Origin of the sequence: Candidatus Phycosocius spiralis, assembly GCF_030158815.1 — a bacterium.
Taxonomy (GTDB): Bacteria; Pseudomonadota; Alphaproteobacteria; order Caulobacterales; family Aquidulcibacteraceae; genus Aquidulcibacter; species Aquidulcibacter spiralis.
Genome location: NZ_BPFZ01000004.1, coordinates 183,179 through 197,316 on the forward strand (window position 1 = coordinate 183,179; position 14,138 = coordinate 197,316).

A 14,138-nucleotide genomic window follows, 5' to 3' on the forward strand; every position below is an offset into this window, starting at 1 on the left:
CAGTTAATTTGTCAGAACGGACCACTTGGCACCATGGCAGCCTCTAAGACAATAACCGCGAAGCCAATGATGCTTGGGCTTAAGCATGCAAGCTTAGGTCTGCTTGTAATATGTTTAGTTTGTGGCGTAGTTGCAGGCTCGATACAGTTTTATGGTACTGAAAAGGATGCTGAACCTTCGGTCACGGTTGTGGTTCCCAAATATGACCCCACCAAAGCCAAGGTTGAAGATGGTGAGGAAGCCGATAAGCTGGAAGAAAAGTCGGCGATGATACCTTGGCGCACAGGAGAAGGCACAACCTCACCTTGGCTACCTGGTACCCCACCACCAACCAACCCAAATGCTAACGATGAAGCAATTGAACGCGGGGTGCCAGACATTGTGGGTGGCGCTAAAACAGCTTCTTCAGGCCAAATACCCCAAAGTGCAGATTTTGGACCGGTGAAGGCCCCTGAATTTGGCAAAGTAGAGGGCAAAGCATTTCGCGCGCCAGCCAGCGCCCCACTCAACCAAGCCCCTGCACCTGGCATGCATCAACAATCGGTTGGTGGGTTGATACCGATTATAGGACCGGGCAATCGCACGGTTTTTGACGTCTATAAAAAACCGTTTTCTGCGACGGAGAAACCAAAAGTAGCATTGGTGGTTGGGGGTTTGGGCTTAAATGCCCGCATCACTCAGCGTGCGATTGATGATTTGCCGAGCGAAGTAACTTTGTCTTTTGTCGCGAGTGCCAGTAATTTGCAGGGATGGATCGATCGCGCGCGGGCCAAGGGCCATGAAGTTTTGATTGAAATTCCGATGGAGCCATTTGACTACCCCGATAATGATCCAGGTCCCAATACCTTGTTAACCACGGCATCAGCTGACGAAAATCAAAGAAAACTAACCTATTTACTGTCGCGGGCTGCGGGCTATTATGGTGTCACGCATTATTTGGGAGCTAAATTTGCGACCGCCACGGATCCCACGACAAAATTCATGCGCGAACTTAAGTCCCGCGGCATTGCCTTTATCGGCGACGGCTCCTCAGCACAGCTCGGTGTTGCCGCGACGGCGGCCGGTTTACGCACCGTTCAAGCCGACCGTTTGATCGATCAACGACCATCCAGCGAGGATATTGCCGCACAATTGGGGGCTTTAGAAGCGATGGCCGCTCAAAAAAAGTCTGCACTTGGGTTTGGAGTTGCCTATAGCGTAACCATAGACCAGATAGGACGATGGGCGAAAGACCTTCCCCGACGGGGGTTGATCCTTGCACCTGCCTCGGCGCTCATTACATGAATCCTACGATTTTTCCCCAACCCCCACAAGGCTATCGACCCAATGTTGGCTTATTGCTTTTTGACATGCGGGGCTTGGTTTGGATTGGCAAACGGCGTGGTTTCAACGGTCAATATGCGTGGCAAGCTCCCCAAGGGGGCATTGACCGTCATGAGGATGTGCAGGCTGCTGCCCTACGTGAGCTAGGAGAAGAAACCGGCATTGGGCCGAGTTTGGTGTCCGTCATAGGACACACGAACCATTGGCTGACCTATGACTTTCCAGCCGAAATGCAACGCGGCAAAATGCGCCTCAATAAAGGCCAAGCCCAAATCTGGTATGCTTTTCGCTTTTTGGGTTCGGATCGAGATGTGAAGCTCAATGCCCATAAGCATATTGAATTTGATGCGTGGCGTTGGGAGCGTTTGGAAGCCCTACCTGAACTGGTCGTACCATTTAAACGCCATGTATATAGCCAAGTAGCGCAAGAATTTGCGCATTTAGCAGCGGCTTAAATCAGCCCTTCAACTGGCTGACCAGTCCTGTTGGTTAAAGCAGCGATCGATGTAAAAAAAGCTGTATTGTCTCCATTTGTGTAACCGTGTGTTCACCTTGTTGACTCCATAATGGCTTTCCAATCAACCTTGACTAGGATCCCGCCCCCCTATGGCTTATCAAGATGCTACATTATTCGCTGAACCTGGTTTCGACCTAGATCTCGTTCGTGATTTCTTGATGCAAAACCCCGGTTTTATCCGCAATGATGCCGAATTACTGACCTGTATCGCTAGCGAACCAAGTTCGGGAAATGTGATTGCGATTGGCGATCTAGCGCGTGAGCGTATGCTGCGGGAGACCCGCTCCGCGCGGTCGCGCTTTTCAGCAATTGTTGAGACGGCGCGCGCTAATTATGAAGCGCAGATCCGTGTTCAAGAAGCCATTTTGGCAGTGCTTGACAGCCATGATCCTGATGATCTGAATGAGCGACTTACCGGACATGTCGCGTTCGCCTTAGCTTCAGATGTTTGCATTTTGGCTGTCTCTGATTCGGATATCAATAGCCAAGCCCTTGACAAAGCAGGTTCGGCCATCGAACGCTTGGTTCCCGCCAGTCAACCAACGCTTTTAGGACCGATCGAGCACACACGGACATGGCTTTATGGCGACCAGGCTGCACACTTGCGCTCTGAAGTTCTTGCACGCCTTGAATTTGGGCCCAATCGGCGCTTAGCCGTTTTAGCGATCGCCAGTCGTGATATTGACGCTTTTCGCCCCGAACATGGTGGAGAACTGGTGATGTTTTTTGCCCGTGTTTTAGAGCGTGTGTTGAGCCGCTTTGCCTCCAGCGGATTATTGTGACACAAACCAGCGATCCTCATGATCGCAGCACCGCTGCAGACGACCCACTTTGCCAAGCACGACGAGACTGGCTGCTTTGGCTAAAACATGAGCGCCGCTTATCCGACCACACAAGCCTAGCCTATCAACAAGATGTCGACGCATTTTTCTCATTCTTGGTTAACCATCGCGGTGAGGCGTTAAATCTTCACGCACTAGCCCAACTCACAGCTGGTGATATTCGTGCTTATCTGGCGCGACGACGTGCTGGGGAATCCCCATTAAGCGACCGTTCTGTAGCGCGTGTTATAGCCAGCCTGAGATCCTTTTTTAGCTTTTTAGATCGGCGTAGGGGCCTGATCAACACCAGCATTCGCGCAGTTAGTGGTCCTAAGATTAAACCCCCAATCCCGCGTGCTGTATCCCCAGAGGCTGCGTTTGAATTGATAGATTTGGCTCAGGACAATGATTCATCTTGGGTCGGCGCACGAGACGCCGCAGTCCTTACCTTGCTATATGGCTGTGGATTGCGGATATCTGAAGTTTTAAGTCTAACGGGCATGCATAAAGACTTGCCACCTACTTTGCGAATTGTAGGAAAGGGCCAGAAGACCCGCCTTGTCCCGACTTTGCCTGCTGCACGCGATGCCGTGACCGCTTATGTGACTGTTTGCCCTTTTGTCCTTCAAGGCGATGGTCCGTTATTTCGTGGCGTCCGTGGTGGGCCGCTGCGCGCGCGTATCGTACAAGCAAGCATGGTCCGGATGCGGGGCCAATTAGGTTTAGCCGAAAGCGCAACACCACACGCTATGCGCCATGCCTTCGCCACCCATTTGCTTCAATCAGGGGGTGACCTTCGATCCATTCAAGAATTATTGGGTCATGCGTCGCTATCTACCACCCAGCGTTATATGGATGTTGACTCCAGTCAAATGCTCGCCGTTTTTGCCCGCGCCCACCCACGCGCTTAGGCCACATCCTAACAAAGTTACCCACGCCGATTTCAAGCCAATAATATGCTACTTCAAAGAGCAATTAAGATAATGTGTGCTTAAATTTTATGCTCTTCGCCGTGAGATGCCCGTGGCCGCAGACACATACTTGCTCATAACAGCCCAAATTCTAACCCTAGCTTGGATGAGACTGGGTTAATGTTAGCCTCGGTTCACACCTTGTGGGGAGCACGATGGACGGGACACGTAAAATAAGATGCACGCGACTGAAGCATAGCTTACAAGCGCGCGTACGAGCAGGCCTAACAGTCCTTGCAGCATTGATTTTTATTTTTGCTAGTGGGTTGGCCTCACCTGTGTTTGCTCAGGATGGGGCAAATAATGTTGCAGCAGTACCAGCACCCGCAGCAGCAGAAGCAGCAGCCGCCGCCAAACTCGTTGCAACATTGCCCCTGAAAGTCGTGGATAAGGGTGATGTAACCTGGATGATGGTATCAACCCTACTGGTCCTATTGATGATCGTTCCAGGGCTAGCTTTATTTTATGGTGGTTTGGTGCGGGCGAAGAATATGCTCTCCATGCTGATGCAAGTTTCTACGGTCATGGTGATTGGCATGATTGCTTGGATGGTGTGGGGCTATAGTCTGTCGTTTACATCAGGTGGCGGCCTTGACAGTTTTATAGGTGGCCTTGACCGTTTGTTCTTAAAGGGTTCTGGTCTTGATGGCGATGGTAATCCAGCACTGGTTGCGACATTTTCAACCGGCGTTTATCTACCAGAACTTGTGTTTGTGGTCTTCCAAATGACTTTCGCAGCCATCACAGCCGCGCTGGTCTTAGGAGGTGTTGCCGAGCGGATGAAGTTTGCCGCCGTGGTTTTATTTGCTGTTTTATGGCCCCTATTGTCCTATTATCCCATCGCGCACATGGTTTGGTGGTGGCCTGGCCCAGACAGTTTGGCCGCAGCTTCGGCGCAAGGTGACACATTCACAACGGGCTTGATCTGGGGCTTTGGTGCGCTTGATTTTGCGGGCGGTACGGTCGTGCATATCAATGCCGGAATTGCAGCCTTGGTTGGGTGTATCATCTTGGGAGCTCGCTCTGGATACCGAAATGAGCCCATGCCGCCTCATTCCTTAGTGATGACCTTCATTGGTGCTGGTTTATTGTGGGTTGGCTGGTTCGGCTTCAATGCTGGTTCAAACCTTGAATCGAACTATTACGCGGTTCTAGCCATGGCTAATACCTTTATCGCTACGGCTGCCGCGGGCTTAAGCTGGGTCATTTATGAGTGGGTTACACGCAAGCGCCCATCCATGCTGGGCCTTGCATCTGGCATTGTTGCAGGCTTGGTCGCAGTCACCCCCGCAGCAGGCTTTGCTGGGCCAATGGGTGCCTTGATTTTGGGTCTTGTGGTATCGCCTGCCTGTATATTCTTCTGCTCCATCGTCAAGTCAGCTTTGAAATATGATGATAGCTTGGACGCCTTTGGCATACATGCCATTGGCGGCATCATCGGTGCGATTGGAACTGGGATTGTGGTTTCGCCCGCACTTGGTGGGGCAGGGATCGTCGATTACACCACTTGCTTCGACGAATCCGGCAAGATCTTGGCCGTGTGTCCAGCGGTGACTTACGATATGGGTACCCAAGTGATAAGCCAACTCAAAGGTGTGCTGGTTACCATAGCTTGGTCTGGCACAGCCTCTGCCATCGTCTTTGCAGTGATAAAATATACCATTGGCCTAAAGGCATCTTTAGACGATCAAGAGGAAGGTTTGGATATTGCAGAGCATGGTGAGCGCGCTTATCATCTTTAAGCTGCAATTTAGAGTGCGTTTAACGGGGGGCGGTTTCGGCCGCCCTTTTTTATAGCCGACGAATGGTGATGATCGAACCATAGCTTGCCGCGATCCTGGCTTCAGCATGTGCCAAAGGCTCTCGCACCACTTGCATATGAAAGCCATTGGCGTGGATTATATCGGTGGGGCTAGTCATTAGGGCGACATGGCCATTCCAACACACAATGTCACCGCGCATAAGGCCCTGAAGGCTGGCATCCCAAGCGACTTCATGGCCAATTTCACGCTGCATATAAGAATCGCGTGGCATTGTGATACCTGCCGCTTTGAAAGCAGTTTGGATCAAGCCTGAGCAATCAAGCCCCAAGCTCTCTACGCCGCCCCATTGGTAGGGCGCATGGAGAAATTGCTCTGCGACCGCCACAGGATCAGATGCACATGCACGCAATGGCGCTAAATGGGCAGCGTAAACCCAGCCAGCCCGTGCAGTCTCCACAAAGCCGTTTTCTTCGCGGCCAAGTTCTGTGACCTGCGCACCCAAGCTTAAAAGGAAATGGGGTGCGGCGCGGACTGAAGGCGCACTCAAAGCATAAGTGCGAAGGACTTGGACTTTTGCTGTAACGGGCAAAACAGGGGCAGATAAAGCTTCCATATCCAGCCAGCCAACATAGCCATCGCTGCGCATCTGCCCCCAGCCAAAGCCATCGCGCTCTTCATAGATCTCAATCATATCCCCATGCAGGGCTTGGTTTATCTGCTCCCCATCTGGGGCACCCACTTTACGCAAGGGCGCTACGGCGGCACTCACTTGAAACAAGGTAGGCTCAACATAGTGATCGGCACTAACCAAACCTTTTAACTTCACCGCCGCAAGGTCGGGGCGGAAGGGGTTTAGGTTTGGGTCAAGTCTCATCTCTTTTGCATTAGGCGAGTTGGTGATCACGTGCGCTAAAGCTTGTTTCTGTCACGTGAAGATCAAGTTTTGCGATATCAGCAATCGTGCGTGCAATACTGGCAGCGTAAGTCGAAAGACGGCTGGCCCCGTTTTGGGTGCCGATCACGAACACGCTGCGCCGATCATGTGGGTCAGGAACCCGTGTCACAAGGCCCGCATCACCTAATGTATCAATAGCTCGCACAATGGCGGGCTTTCCAACGCCCAATTTATGCGCCAGCGATCGCACCGTATGAGGGCCTACTTCCAAATAAACCGTGAGCATCAAAGCGGTTTGACGTGCTGTTAAATCAGGGCCATCGGCTTGAACGGACCGCGATGTGACGTCCAGCCATAAACTGAGTGCTTGTTTATCAAGTCCTGCAAACTGATCCAAAACCGACCCCAATGGCGTTGTGCGATGATAACGCGAAGCAATAAGCCTCGTGGTGAATCGATTTGCGAAATTGGAAAAGAGTCCTCCCACCGGGTTTCTTCAGCCCAAGTCTGAAAGAGGCACCAAAAGTATCATTTAGCCGAATCTTTTCCGTAACATGGCTTCGACCGCACGCACTGCATGAACTTCCCCGCCCATAGGTCGACCAGGCTTATCCTTGGGATTCCAACAATAAACATCTACATGAACCCAACTAGGGTAATGATCTGCGCATGTCACAAACTTTGATAAGAAAAGTGCGCCATTGATGGCCCCCGCAAACGGGCCACCCGAATTTTTTAGGTCGGCAATAGGGCTTTCCAAATCATCTTCATAAGGCCGCCATAATGGCAAACGCCAAAGAGGGTCATGGGTTAAGGCTGCTGCTTCACTGAGATCTTGGGCAAGGGTCTCATCTTCTGTAAAAAATGGCGGCACTTCAGGCCCAAGTGCGACCCTCGCCGCTCCAGTTAAAGTCGCCATATCGATCAACAATTGATTGCCGTCTTCGCGCGCCCGGCTTATGGCATCGGCTAGAATCAACCGACCTTCAGCATCAGTATTGTCAATTTCGATGCTCAAACCATTACGTGCCACGAGCACATCACTGGGCCGAAACGATTGTGAGCCAAGCGAATTTTCAACAATCGGGATATAAATAGATAGGTGAATGTCTAGTCTGGCTTGAGCCAAAGCTGAAAAGAGGGCAAAAACACAGGCCGCCCCGCCCATATCCTTCTTCATCAATGCCATGCTTGAGCCGGTCTTTAAATTAAGGCCCCCGGTATCAAAGGTCACACCCTTTCCAATCAGGCCTACCCGCGGCGCATCAGGACGACCAAGCCTTAAAATGACCAATCGTGGCTCTTGTGCAGAGGCGCGCCCTACTGCATGGATCAGGGGGTAATTCTGCGCGACCAGCTCCCCACCACGGATCACTTCAATTTCTGCCCCATGCTGCTGAGCGAGGGTCAGGGCGGCTGCCTCTAGTGCATCTGGGCCCATGTCATTGGGTGGCGTGTTCACAAGGTCGCGGCCCAACTCAACAGCAGATACAGTGATCGAAGCAGCTTGGCTGTCCGCCCCAAAAGGGGGCACCAGTCGTGCGGCGCGGACCTCTTTGGCCTTATATCTATTATAGACATAGGTTCCCAAGAGATAGGAAACCATAATCGCATGTCCCTGTTCCTTGTTGACAGGGGTTGCAATATGGTAATCACCAACTGGAAGCTTGGCCGCCAAGGCACCATAGAAAGCAGGACTGGGCACGGGTCCAAGCCCCAATAACACTCGTTCTAATGAACCATCCGGAGCGGGGAGTAACAAAACGCGTCCAGCTTGTGCTTTAAAATCATGGCTGGAGGCCCAAACCGCCTGCCCAATGGCCTTGCCGTCCAAATAGTTAGGCCAATCCTTAGCGGAGATGGCATAGATAGGAATGGATGGGGCATCAGGTGGTGCGATATTGATGTGCATGATACGTCTTTAGGTGAATATGCACCCATTTATACCGAAACAGAAGCTCGTTTCTCAGATCCTAGCTAAGGCAAAAGTGATGGTGCTAAGGCTGCAGATATAACCTAATTGAATACGAGGTTAGGACACTTAGTCCGTGTACGCAAGACTAAATGGGGTAGCGGGATCAACATTGGATCATGGCGACCTTGCAAACCAATCAAGTTGATGGCATTTGGTCGGATGTGGTGGAGCAAATCGGCACCAGAGATTCTGTCCAAGCCGAAACCAAGCAATGACCGTCAAATTTAAGCTTTGAGTGAAAGCTTGTGGGTTGCAGACAGGTTAGAAGCACAGTAGCGACAACTCACAGGTACCCCGCGCGCCCCTTTATTGAAGGCGAATAAAGTGACTCAACTTTCAAACAAAAAAGTCCGGATCGGGGTTGCTGGGGCAGGCGTTTTTGGCCGTAATCACGCGAAAAAAATCATTTCAAACCCGCGCGCGACTTTGGTTGGCATTTTTGACTTGCACCAAGAGCGGGCAGAAGCCTTGGCACGCGAAATGGGCAGTCGTGCTTTTATTAGCCTATCGGCCATATTAGGGGAAGTTGATGCGCTCGTCGTTGCAACCCCGGCTGTTGCCCATGGAGGGGTTGCCCGCGCTGCAATCGATGCTGGCAAGCATTGTTTAGTCGAAAAGCCTTTGGCGGCAACATCAGCGGATGCGGATATTTTGTGCCAACATGCCGCATACCGCGGTGTAATTCTTCAGGCCGGCCACCAAGAGCGCTATATATTTACCGCGATGGGATTGTTTGAGGTTAAAGAACAACCGCAATTCATGGAGGCAACGCGTATTGGCTTACCCAGTAATCGCGGGGCTGATGTGTCTGTGACTTTGGATCTGATGATCCATGATATTGATGTAGCACGTCTCCTATTTCGGTCAGAGCCAATGGACATCAGGGCGCAACGCTTGGTCGGCAGGCCTGAAAACCCTGACACGGTCGAAGCTGTTTTGACCTTTAAGGGTGGCGGTCAAGCGCGATTTCTCGCCAGTCGCGTAGCCGAAGAACGCGATCGTCGCATGATGATTGGTTACCACAAAGGGGTGGTCGAGATCGACTTTATCGCCAAAAGGTTCAAAGACGAACCTAGCTTCGGTCTGTACTCTGACTTTGCATCACGGATTCCTGATCCGATGGATGCCGCCACTACAGACTTTATTGCTGCTATTTTAAATGAGCGTCAGGTCTCAATTTCGGGACTAGATGGGGCAGCTGCTGTTCGGATCGCTGAAGCAATTGATCATGCCACGCGCACCTGATTGTCGCTCTTGGTTGCCAAAAGTGATCACGTTTTCTGTATTGTCTTGCAGTAATCTCCAATCCGATCGCCTATGCACTTTATGCATCCACTATGAGCATTCGTTTGGGACTAAGTGTACGAGACCATGACCAAGAGCCACCGACCACCCATTGGCTTTATAGATCTTTTGGCCCAGCGCCGCAGGCTTGGCACTCGGATTGACGACGCCGTGATGGGGGTTATCAATAGCGGTGCCTATATCATGGGTCCACAAGTCCAAACCTTTGAAGCAGCTTTGGCGGCGTTTGGTCAATCGAAATATGCTTTATCATGCGCCAATGGGACAGATGCATTGGTCTTGCCATTGATGGCGTGGCACATCCGCACTGGTGATGCTATCTTTTGTCCAAGTTTTACCTTTGCCTCCACCGCAGAGGTGGTACCATGGTTAGGAGCGACCCCCGTCTTTGTCGATGTGGATCCTGTGACCTACAACCTTGATCCTGTGCATTTGGAAGCCACAATTGAGGCTGTGTTGGCGCAAGGAACGTTAAGGCCCAGAGTTATCATCGCAGTCGATCTTTTTGGCCAACCTGCCAATTATCCTGCAATCTCTGCCCTTGCTCAAAAATATGGTCTCAAGCTAATCGCCGATTCCGCGCAAGGCTTTGGTTGCACCCTTCATGCCCAACATCCTATTCATTGGGCCGATGTAACTACCACCAGCTTTTTTCCGGCTAAGCCCTTGGGCTGTTATGGTGATGGGGGTGGTGTGCTCACCCATGATTATGGGCTTTGGGAGATAATGGATTCGCTGCGTGTGCATGGTAAGGCGACCAAAAGTGATCTTGCGGGCAAAACCATTAACCACGACCCAAAATATCTAAACATGCGCATCGGGATGAATTCGCGCCTCGATACTGTTCAAGCCGCGATCCTGCTTGAAAAGCTTGCAGTATTCGCTGAAGAAATCGATGCGCGTAACCGGATTGCGAAGCGATACAATCAATTATTAGGCGATTGTGTTGTTGTTCCAAATGTGATTGAGGGCGGCGTATCCACTTGGGCGCAATACACTATTGAAATCCCAAACCGTGACGGCCTAGCAGCCTATGCCAAGTCCTGTGGCGTGCCGACCACCGCCTATTATCCTATCCCAATTCACAAGCAGGGCGTTTATAGCCGCTTCCCTGTCGGTCCTGGTGGCTTGCCAGTGACTGAAGCCAAATCAGATCTTGTGATCTCCTTGCCTATGTACCCGGATTTGGATGAGGCGACCCAAGATTACATCATCGAAACTGTGCGCAATTTTGCCGGGCGTAATCACGCATAAACCATAAATATTTGGCCTTATGATCTTTCAGCGCGAAAGTTTGGGTATTAGGCAGGATGAGGGCATGGCTTGTATTGAAATGATGAAGCAAGAAAATACCGATCCCAAACCATGGATCAAGATCCTTTATTGGTCCCAATGCAAACAAAAAGGATCGCGTAGACCTCTGTAGCTTTGTCGTCTTGAAAAAAATCAACATCTGTTTGTCAAGATCTGCCAACAGGAATGCTGGCAAGCTTCAATAAGAGTTTGAAGCTAAATAAGCGCCCACTCTTTAATCATTATCGTATTTGTGAGGCTTTACCAATCTAATGTTAACAGGCATATGATGGAAGTATGCCCAATTTTGACAGCATCATTGGTTTGGCTTAGCAGAACCTATTCTCCTCAAGCCTTACGGTGTCTTTCGTGCCCCCATATATCAAACAAGCAGTCTTTTTAGTTGGTGGTAAAGGCACGCGCTTGGGTAAGTTGACGGCTGATACACCCAAACCGCTTCTTGAAATTGCGCCTGGGGTTCGATTTCTTGATCATGTTCTCGGTGAGGCCGCCCGCCAAGGCTTTGTTGATCTAATCTTATTAGCTGGGCATTTGGGAGAAGAAGTGCAAGCTGCCTATCATGGCAGACGCTTTTATGAGGCTGAAGTCAAAGTTATGCGTGAGGTGCAACCGCAAGGGACTGGAGGTGCGCTTGCGCTGGTAAAAGATCAATTGGATCCTTGGTTCTTGATGGGCAATGGTGATTCATTGTTTGAAATTAACCTGCGTGCTCTTACCCTTGCACCACGTCCGGGAATGAAGGCAAGACTGGCGTTGCGGCAAGTCTCGGATCCTTCACGTTATGGTGCAGTGCAGCTTGATGGCATGCGTATCAGCGGCTTTCTTGAAAAAGAGACAAATCTGAAAGGCCCAATGCCCATCAATGGTGGGGTATATCTGCTAGAGCAATCTGTCGCTGATATGGTTAAGGGCCCATGCTCCATAGAACAAGACATTTTCCCACAATTGGTGGAGCAATGGGCAATCGATGGTCAGATTTTTGAAGGATATTTCCTCGATATTGGTTTGCCAGACACCTATGCACAGGCGTGTATGGAAATCCCCATGCGGACGCGTCGCCCGATCGCTTTTTTTGACCGCGATGGCGTACTTAATCAGGATAATGGTTATACGCACAGACCAGAAGATTTAGTTTGGATGCCCAATGCAAAACAGGCGATCCGTACACTGAATGATGCCAATTATTACACAATCGTAGTGACAAATCAGGCCGGAATTGCACGCGGTCTGTACACACCTGAAGCGGTGCGCCATTTTCATCAGCATATGCAAGAAGATCTTGCTCGGACTGGTGGCCATATCGATGCTTTCTATATCTGCCCATATCACCCAGAGGCAGTGATTGAGAGGTTTCGCGCGTTCGACCATCCAGATCGAAAGCCCAACCCTGGAATGTTACTTAAAGCCATGCATGAGTGGCCACATGACAAGGCCAAGAGCTTTTTAATTGGTGACAAACAAAGCGATATCGAAGCGGCCAACAAAGCTGGTGTTCGAGCATATTTTTATGATGGATCTGATCTTCTTGAATTGGTCAGATCCGCTCTTGGGGATGGGTTTCGGGGGCACAATGATGTTTGAAAAACACGTTACCCAAGTGCGTAATTGGATGTTTGACCAAGCACTGCCGCTTTGGGGCGATGTGGGTATTGATCGAGTTCATGGTGGCTATACTGAGCGACTTAAGGCAGATGGAACCCCCGACGACCCGGGCTTTAAGCGAATACGTGTTATTGGTCGGCAAATTTACGTCTTTTCTCATGCCTTTTGTTTAGGCTGGAAGCCTGGGCTGGCTTTAGCTGAGCATGGCTTTCATTTCTTGGTTAAACATGCTTGGCTGGGAGAGGTGGGTGGCTGGGCGCGACGCGTTACGACGGATGGCCAACTCATGGACCCAACACCTGATCTATATGACAATGCGTTTGCTTTGTTTGCATTGGCTTGGTTTCATAGGGCCAGCGGACGACAAGATGTGTTGTCGTGGGCGCTTAAGACAGTTGAATTTATAGAGGCGCACATGCGTCACCCTAATGGCATCGGCTTTATGCATGAAAAGCCTGCTGTTGGACCTCGCCAGCAAAATCCGCATATGCATTTATTGGAAGCTGCTTTGGCCTGGCTTGATACGCAGCCACATCCTAGGTTTGAGACTTTGGCACGTAAAGTTGTCACCCTGTTTGAGACAAAGTTGTTCGATCAAGCAAATGGTCGTCTTCCAGAGTATTTTGATGAAGACATGGTTCCTCTCAACAATTCGAGCGGGCGCATAACCGAGCCGGGTCATCAATTAGAGTGGGCATGGATTTTAGGCAATGCCAATCGCCTTTTAGCTATTGATACTCGTGCAACTACACGCGCTTTGATCATGAGTGCTGAAGCTAACGGAGTTGATCCAATCAGTTTTGCAACCTATAATCAAGTCCGTAATGATGGTTTGGTATTGGATAAGGGATCTAGAACTTGGCCAAATACAGAGCGCATTAAAGCCCATATTGCAGCCTATGAAATCTTTGGTACAGATCCAAGAGGTGCGATAGGCCAATCTCTTGATCTATTGTTTTCAAACCATTTAAACACTCACTTACAAGGGACTTGGGTTGACGCCTACGATAGTGACTGGAACCCGTGCCAAGGCCCAATTCCTACATCCACGCTCTACCATGTGTTTTTGGCTTTTGCTGAAATTCTTCGTGTGAGCCAACTTCTAGAGAGTAATGCTTAGTCTTGTGTGCATGGTTCGACCGAACAAACTCATGATGCAATTGGTCCTGATTGGTCTAAACGCATTTCAGTTAACTGGGCCATCTTTTCAAATGCTTAAACATCACTTCAACAAGGCACTAAAGATGACACATCTCCATGCAAATATAGGATGGAGATGTAGCATGCTGCCATGTACTCTAAAGGCTTTGTCTAATGCCCTTGTTGGCGTCATTGGCGTCTGCAGTTTGCAAGGGACACAATCAAATCATAGCTTACTAAGATTTAGCAAGTTTCTGGCCTAATTTATGTCTAATGCAGGCATTATAACTGAACATTTGAGACATTTAGATTTTAGGTAATCACAAAACATTGATTTAATTTAATTTATTTATTATTTACATTCAGGCCCTTTAACTGCGCTTTCAACCAGCACTTTGCCACTTGCCATGTCTTTCAATAAAAAGCGTGGCTTCCCAGGTCTTACCCAAGGTCCAGTTAGGCTTTCACCTTTAGGACCACCTTCTAAAAAAAGCTTCTCCTGAGTGCCGTCT

12 protein-coding genes are annotated in these 14,138 nt (G+C 50.1%); 9 read left to right on the plus strand and 3 right to left on the minus strand.

The annotated features are described in order from the left end of the window. The first annotated feature begins 33 nt into the window (after positions 1 to 33). The 5 genes from PsB1_RS04900 to PsB1_RS04920 all read left to right on the plus strand — a co-directional run bounded on the left by PsB1_RS04900 (position 34) and on the right by PsB1_RS04920 (position 5,374). A complete protein-coding gene (locus PsB1_RS04900) occupies positions 34 to 1,284 on the plus strand; it encodes a divergent polysaccharide deacetylase family protein (RefSeq protein ID WP_284359449.1) in 1,251 nt (416 codons plus the stop codon). Continuing rightward, the gene (locus PsB1_RS04905) at positions 1,281 to 1,778 is read left to right on the plus strand and encodes an RNA pyrophosphohydrolase (RefSeq protein ID WP_284359450.1); all 498 of its coding nucleotides are present in this window, start codon (positions 1,281 to 1,283) and stop codon (positions 1,776 to 1,778) included. The genes PsB1_RS04900 and PsB1_RS04905 overlap by 4 nt, the downstream gene beginning before the upstream one ends. A 151-nt stretch (positions 1,779 to 1,929) precedes the next feature. Further along, on the plus strand, positions 1,930 to 2,622 hold the full coding sequence (locus PsB1_RS04910) for a DUF484 family protein (RefSeq protein ID WP_284359451.1): 693 nt from the start codon (positions 1,930 to 1,932) through the stop codon (positions 2,620 to 2,622). Continuing rightward, complete coding sequence (locus PsB1_RS04915; protein ID WP_284359453.1) at positions 2,619 to 3,572, plus strand: tyrosine recombinase XerC; 954 nt, start codon at positions 2,619 to 2,621, stop codon at positions 3,570 to 3,572. The genes PsB1_RS04910 and PsB1_RS04915 overlap by 4 nt, the downstream gene beginning before the upstream one ends. Before the next feature lie 215 nt (positions 3,573 to 3,787). Next, on the plus strand, positions 3,788 to 5,374 hold the full coding sequence (locus tag PsB1_RS04920) for an ammonium transporter (RefSeq protein WP_284359455.1): 1,587 nt from the start codon (positions 3,788 to 3,790) through the stop codon (positions 5,372 to 5,374). 49 nt (positions 5,375 to 5,423) lie between these two features. Here PsB1_RS04920 and PsB1_RS04925 read toward each other — a convergent pair whose 3' ends face one another. The 3 genes from PsB1_RS04925 to PsB1_RS04935 all read right to left on the minus strand — a co-directional run bounded on the left by PsB1_RS04925 (position 5,424) and on the right by PsB1_RS04935 (position 8,202). After that, entirely contained in the window at positions 5,424 to 6,269 is an 846-nt protein-coding gene (locus tag PsB1_RS04925; RefSeq protein WP_284359456.1) for a C40 family peptidase, read from the minus strand. A 10-nt stretch (positions 6,270 to 6,279) separates the two neighbouring features. Further along, the gene (locus PsB1_RS04930) at positions 6,280 to 6,687 is read right to left on the minus strand and encodes a MarR family winged helix-turn-helix transcriptional regulator (protein ID WP_284359458.1); all 408 of its coding nucleotides are present in this window, start codon (positions 6,685 to 6,687) and stop codon (positions 6,280 to 6,282) included. A 135-nt stretch (positions 6,688 to 6,822) separates the two neighbouring features. After that, a complete protein-coding gene (locus PsB1_RS04935) occupies positions 6,823 to 8,202 on the minus strand; it encodes a leucyl aminopeptidase family protein (protein WP_284359459.1) in 1,380 nt (459 codons plus the stop codon). A 387-nt stretch (positions 8,203 to 8,589) separates the two neighbouring features. On the opposite strand from PsB1_RS04935, the gene PsB1_RS04940 reads away from it, so the two are divergent. The 4 genes from PsB1_RS04940 to PsB1_RS04955 all read left to right on the plus strand — a co-directional run bounded on the left by PsB1_RS04940 (position 8,590) and on the right by PsB1_RS04955 (position 13,606). Next, complete coding sequence (locus PsB1_RS04940) at positions 8,590 to 9,510, plus strand: Gfo/Idh/MocA family protein (RefSeq protein WP_284359461.1); 921 nt, start codon at positions 8,590 to 8,592, stop codon at positions 9,508 to 9,510. A 126-nt stretch (positions 9,511 to 9,636) separates the two neighbouring features. Continuing rightward, positions 9,637 to 10,824, plus strand: a complete 1,188-nt coding sequence (locus PsB1_RS04945; RefSeq protein WP_284359462.1) for a DegT/DnrJ/EryC1/StrS family aminotransferase — start codon at positions 9,637 to 9,639, stop codon at positions 10,822 to 10,824. Positions 10,825 to 11,232: 408 nt separating this feature from the next. Further along, a complete protein-coding gene (locus PsB1_RS04950; protein WP_284359463.1) occupies positions 11,233 to 12,465 on the plus strand; it encodes an HAD-IIIA family hydrolase in 1,233 nt (410 codons plus the stop codon). Then, complete coding sequence (locus PsB1_RS04955; protein ID WP_284359464.1) at positions 12,458 to 13,606, plus strand: AGE family epimerase/isomerase; 1,149 nt, start codon at positions 12,458 to 12,460, stop codon at positions 13,604 to 13,606. The genes PsB1_RS04950 and PsB1_RS04955 overlap by 8 nt, the downstream gene beginning before the upstream one ends. The last annotated feature ends 532 nt before the right edge of the window (positions 13,607 to 14,138 follow it).

Bases quoted from the DNA above. Each gene is read 5' to 3' on its own strand.
- PsB1_RS04900 (WP_284359449.1), top strand. From the start codon at position 34: ATGGCAGCCTCTAAGACAATAACCGCGAAGCCAATGATGCTTGGGCTT.
- PsB1_RS04905 (WP_284359450.1), top strand. From the start codon at position 1,281: ATGAATCCTACGATTTTTCCCCAACCCCCACAAGGCTATCGACCCAAT.
- PsB1_RS04910 (WP_284359451.1), top strand. From the start codon at position 1,930: ATGGCTTATCAAGATGCTACATTATTCGCTGAACCTGGTTTCGACCTA.
- PsB1_RS04920 (WP_284359455.1), top strand. From the start codon at position 3,788: ATGGACGGGACACGTAAAATAAGATGCACGCGACTGAAGCATAGCTTA.
- PsB1_RS04925 (WP_284359456.1), bottom strand. From the start codon at position 6,269: ATGAGACTTGACCCAAACCTAAACCCCTTCCGCCCCGACCTTGCGGCG.
- PsB1_RS04935 (WP_284359459.1), bottom strand. From the start codon at position 8,202: ATGCACATCAATATCGCACCACCTGATGCCCCATCCATTCCTATCTAT.
- PsB1_RS04945 (WP_284359462.1), top strand. From the start codon at position 9,637: ATGACCAAGAGCCACCGACCACCCATTGGCTTTATAGATCTTTTGGCC.
- PsB1_RS04955 (WP_284359464.1), top strand. From the start codon at position 12,458: ATGTTTGAAAAACACGTTACCCAAGTGCGTAATTGGATGTTTGACCAA.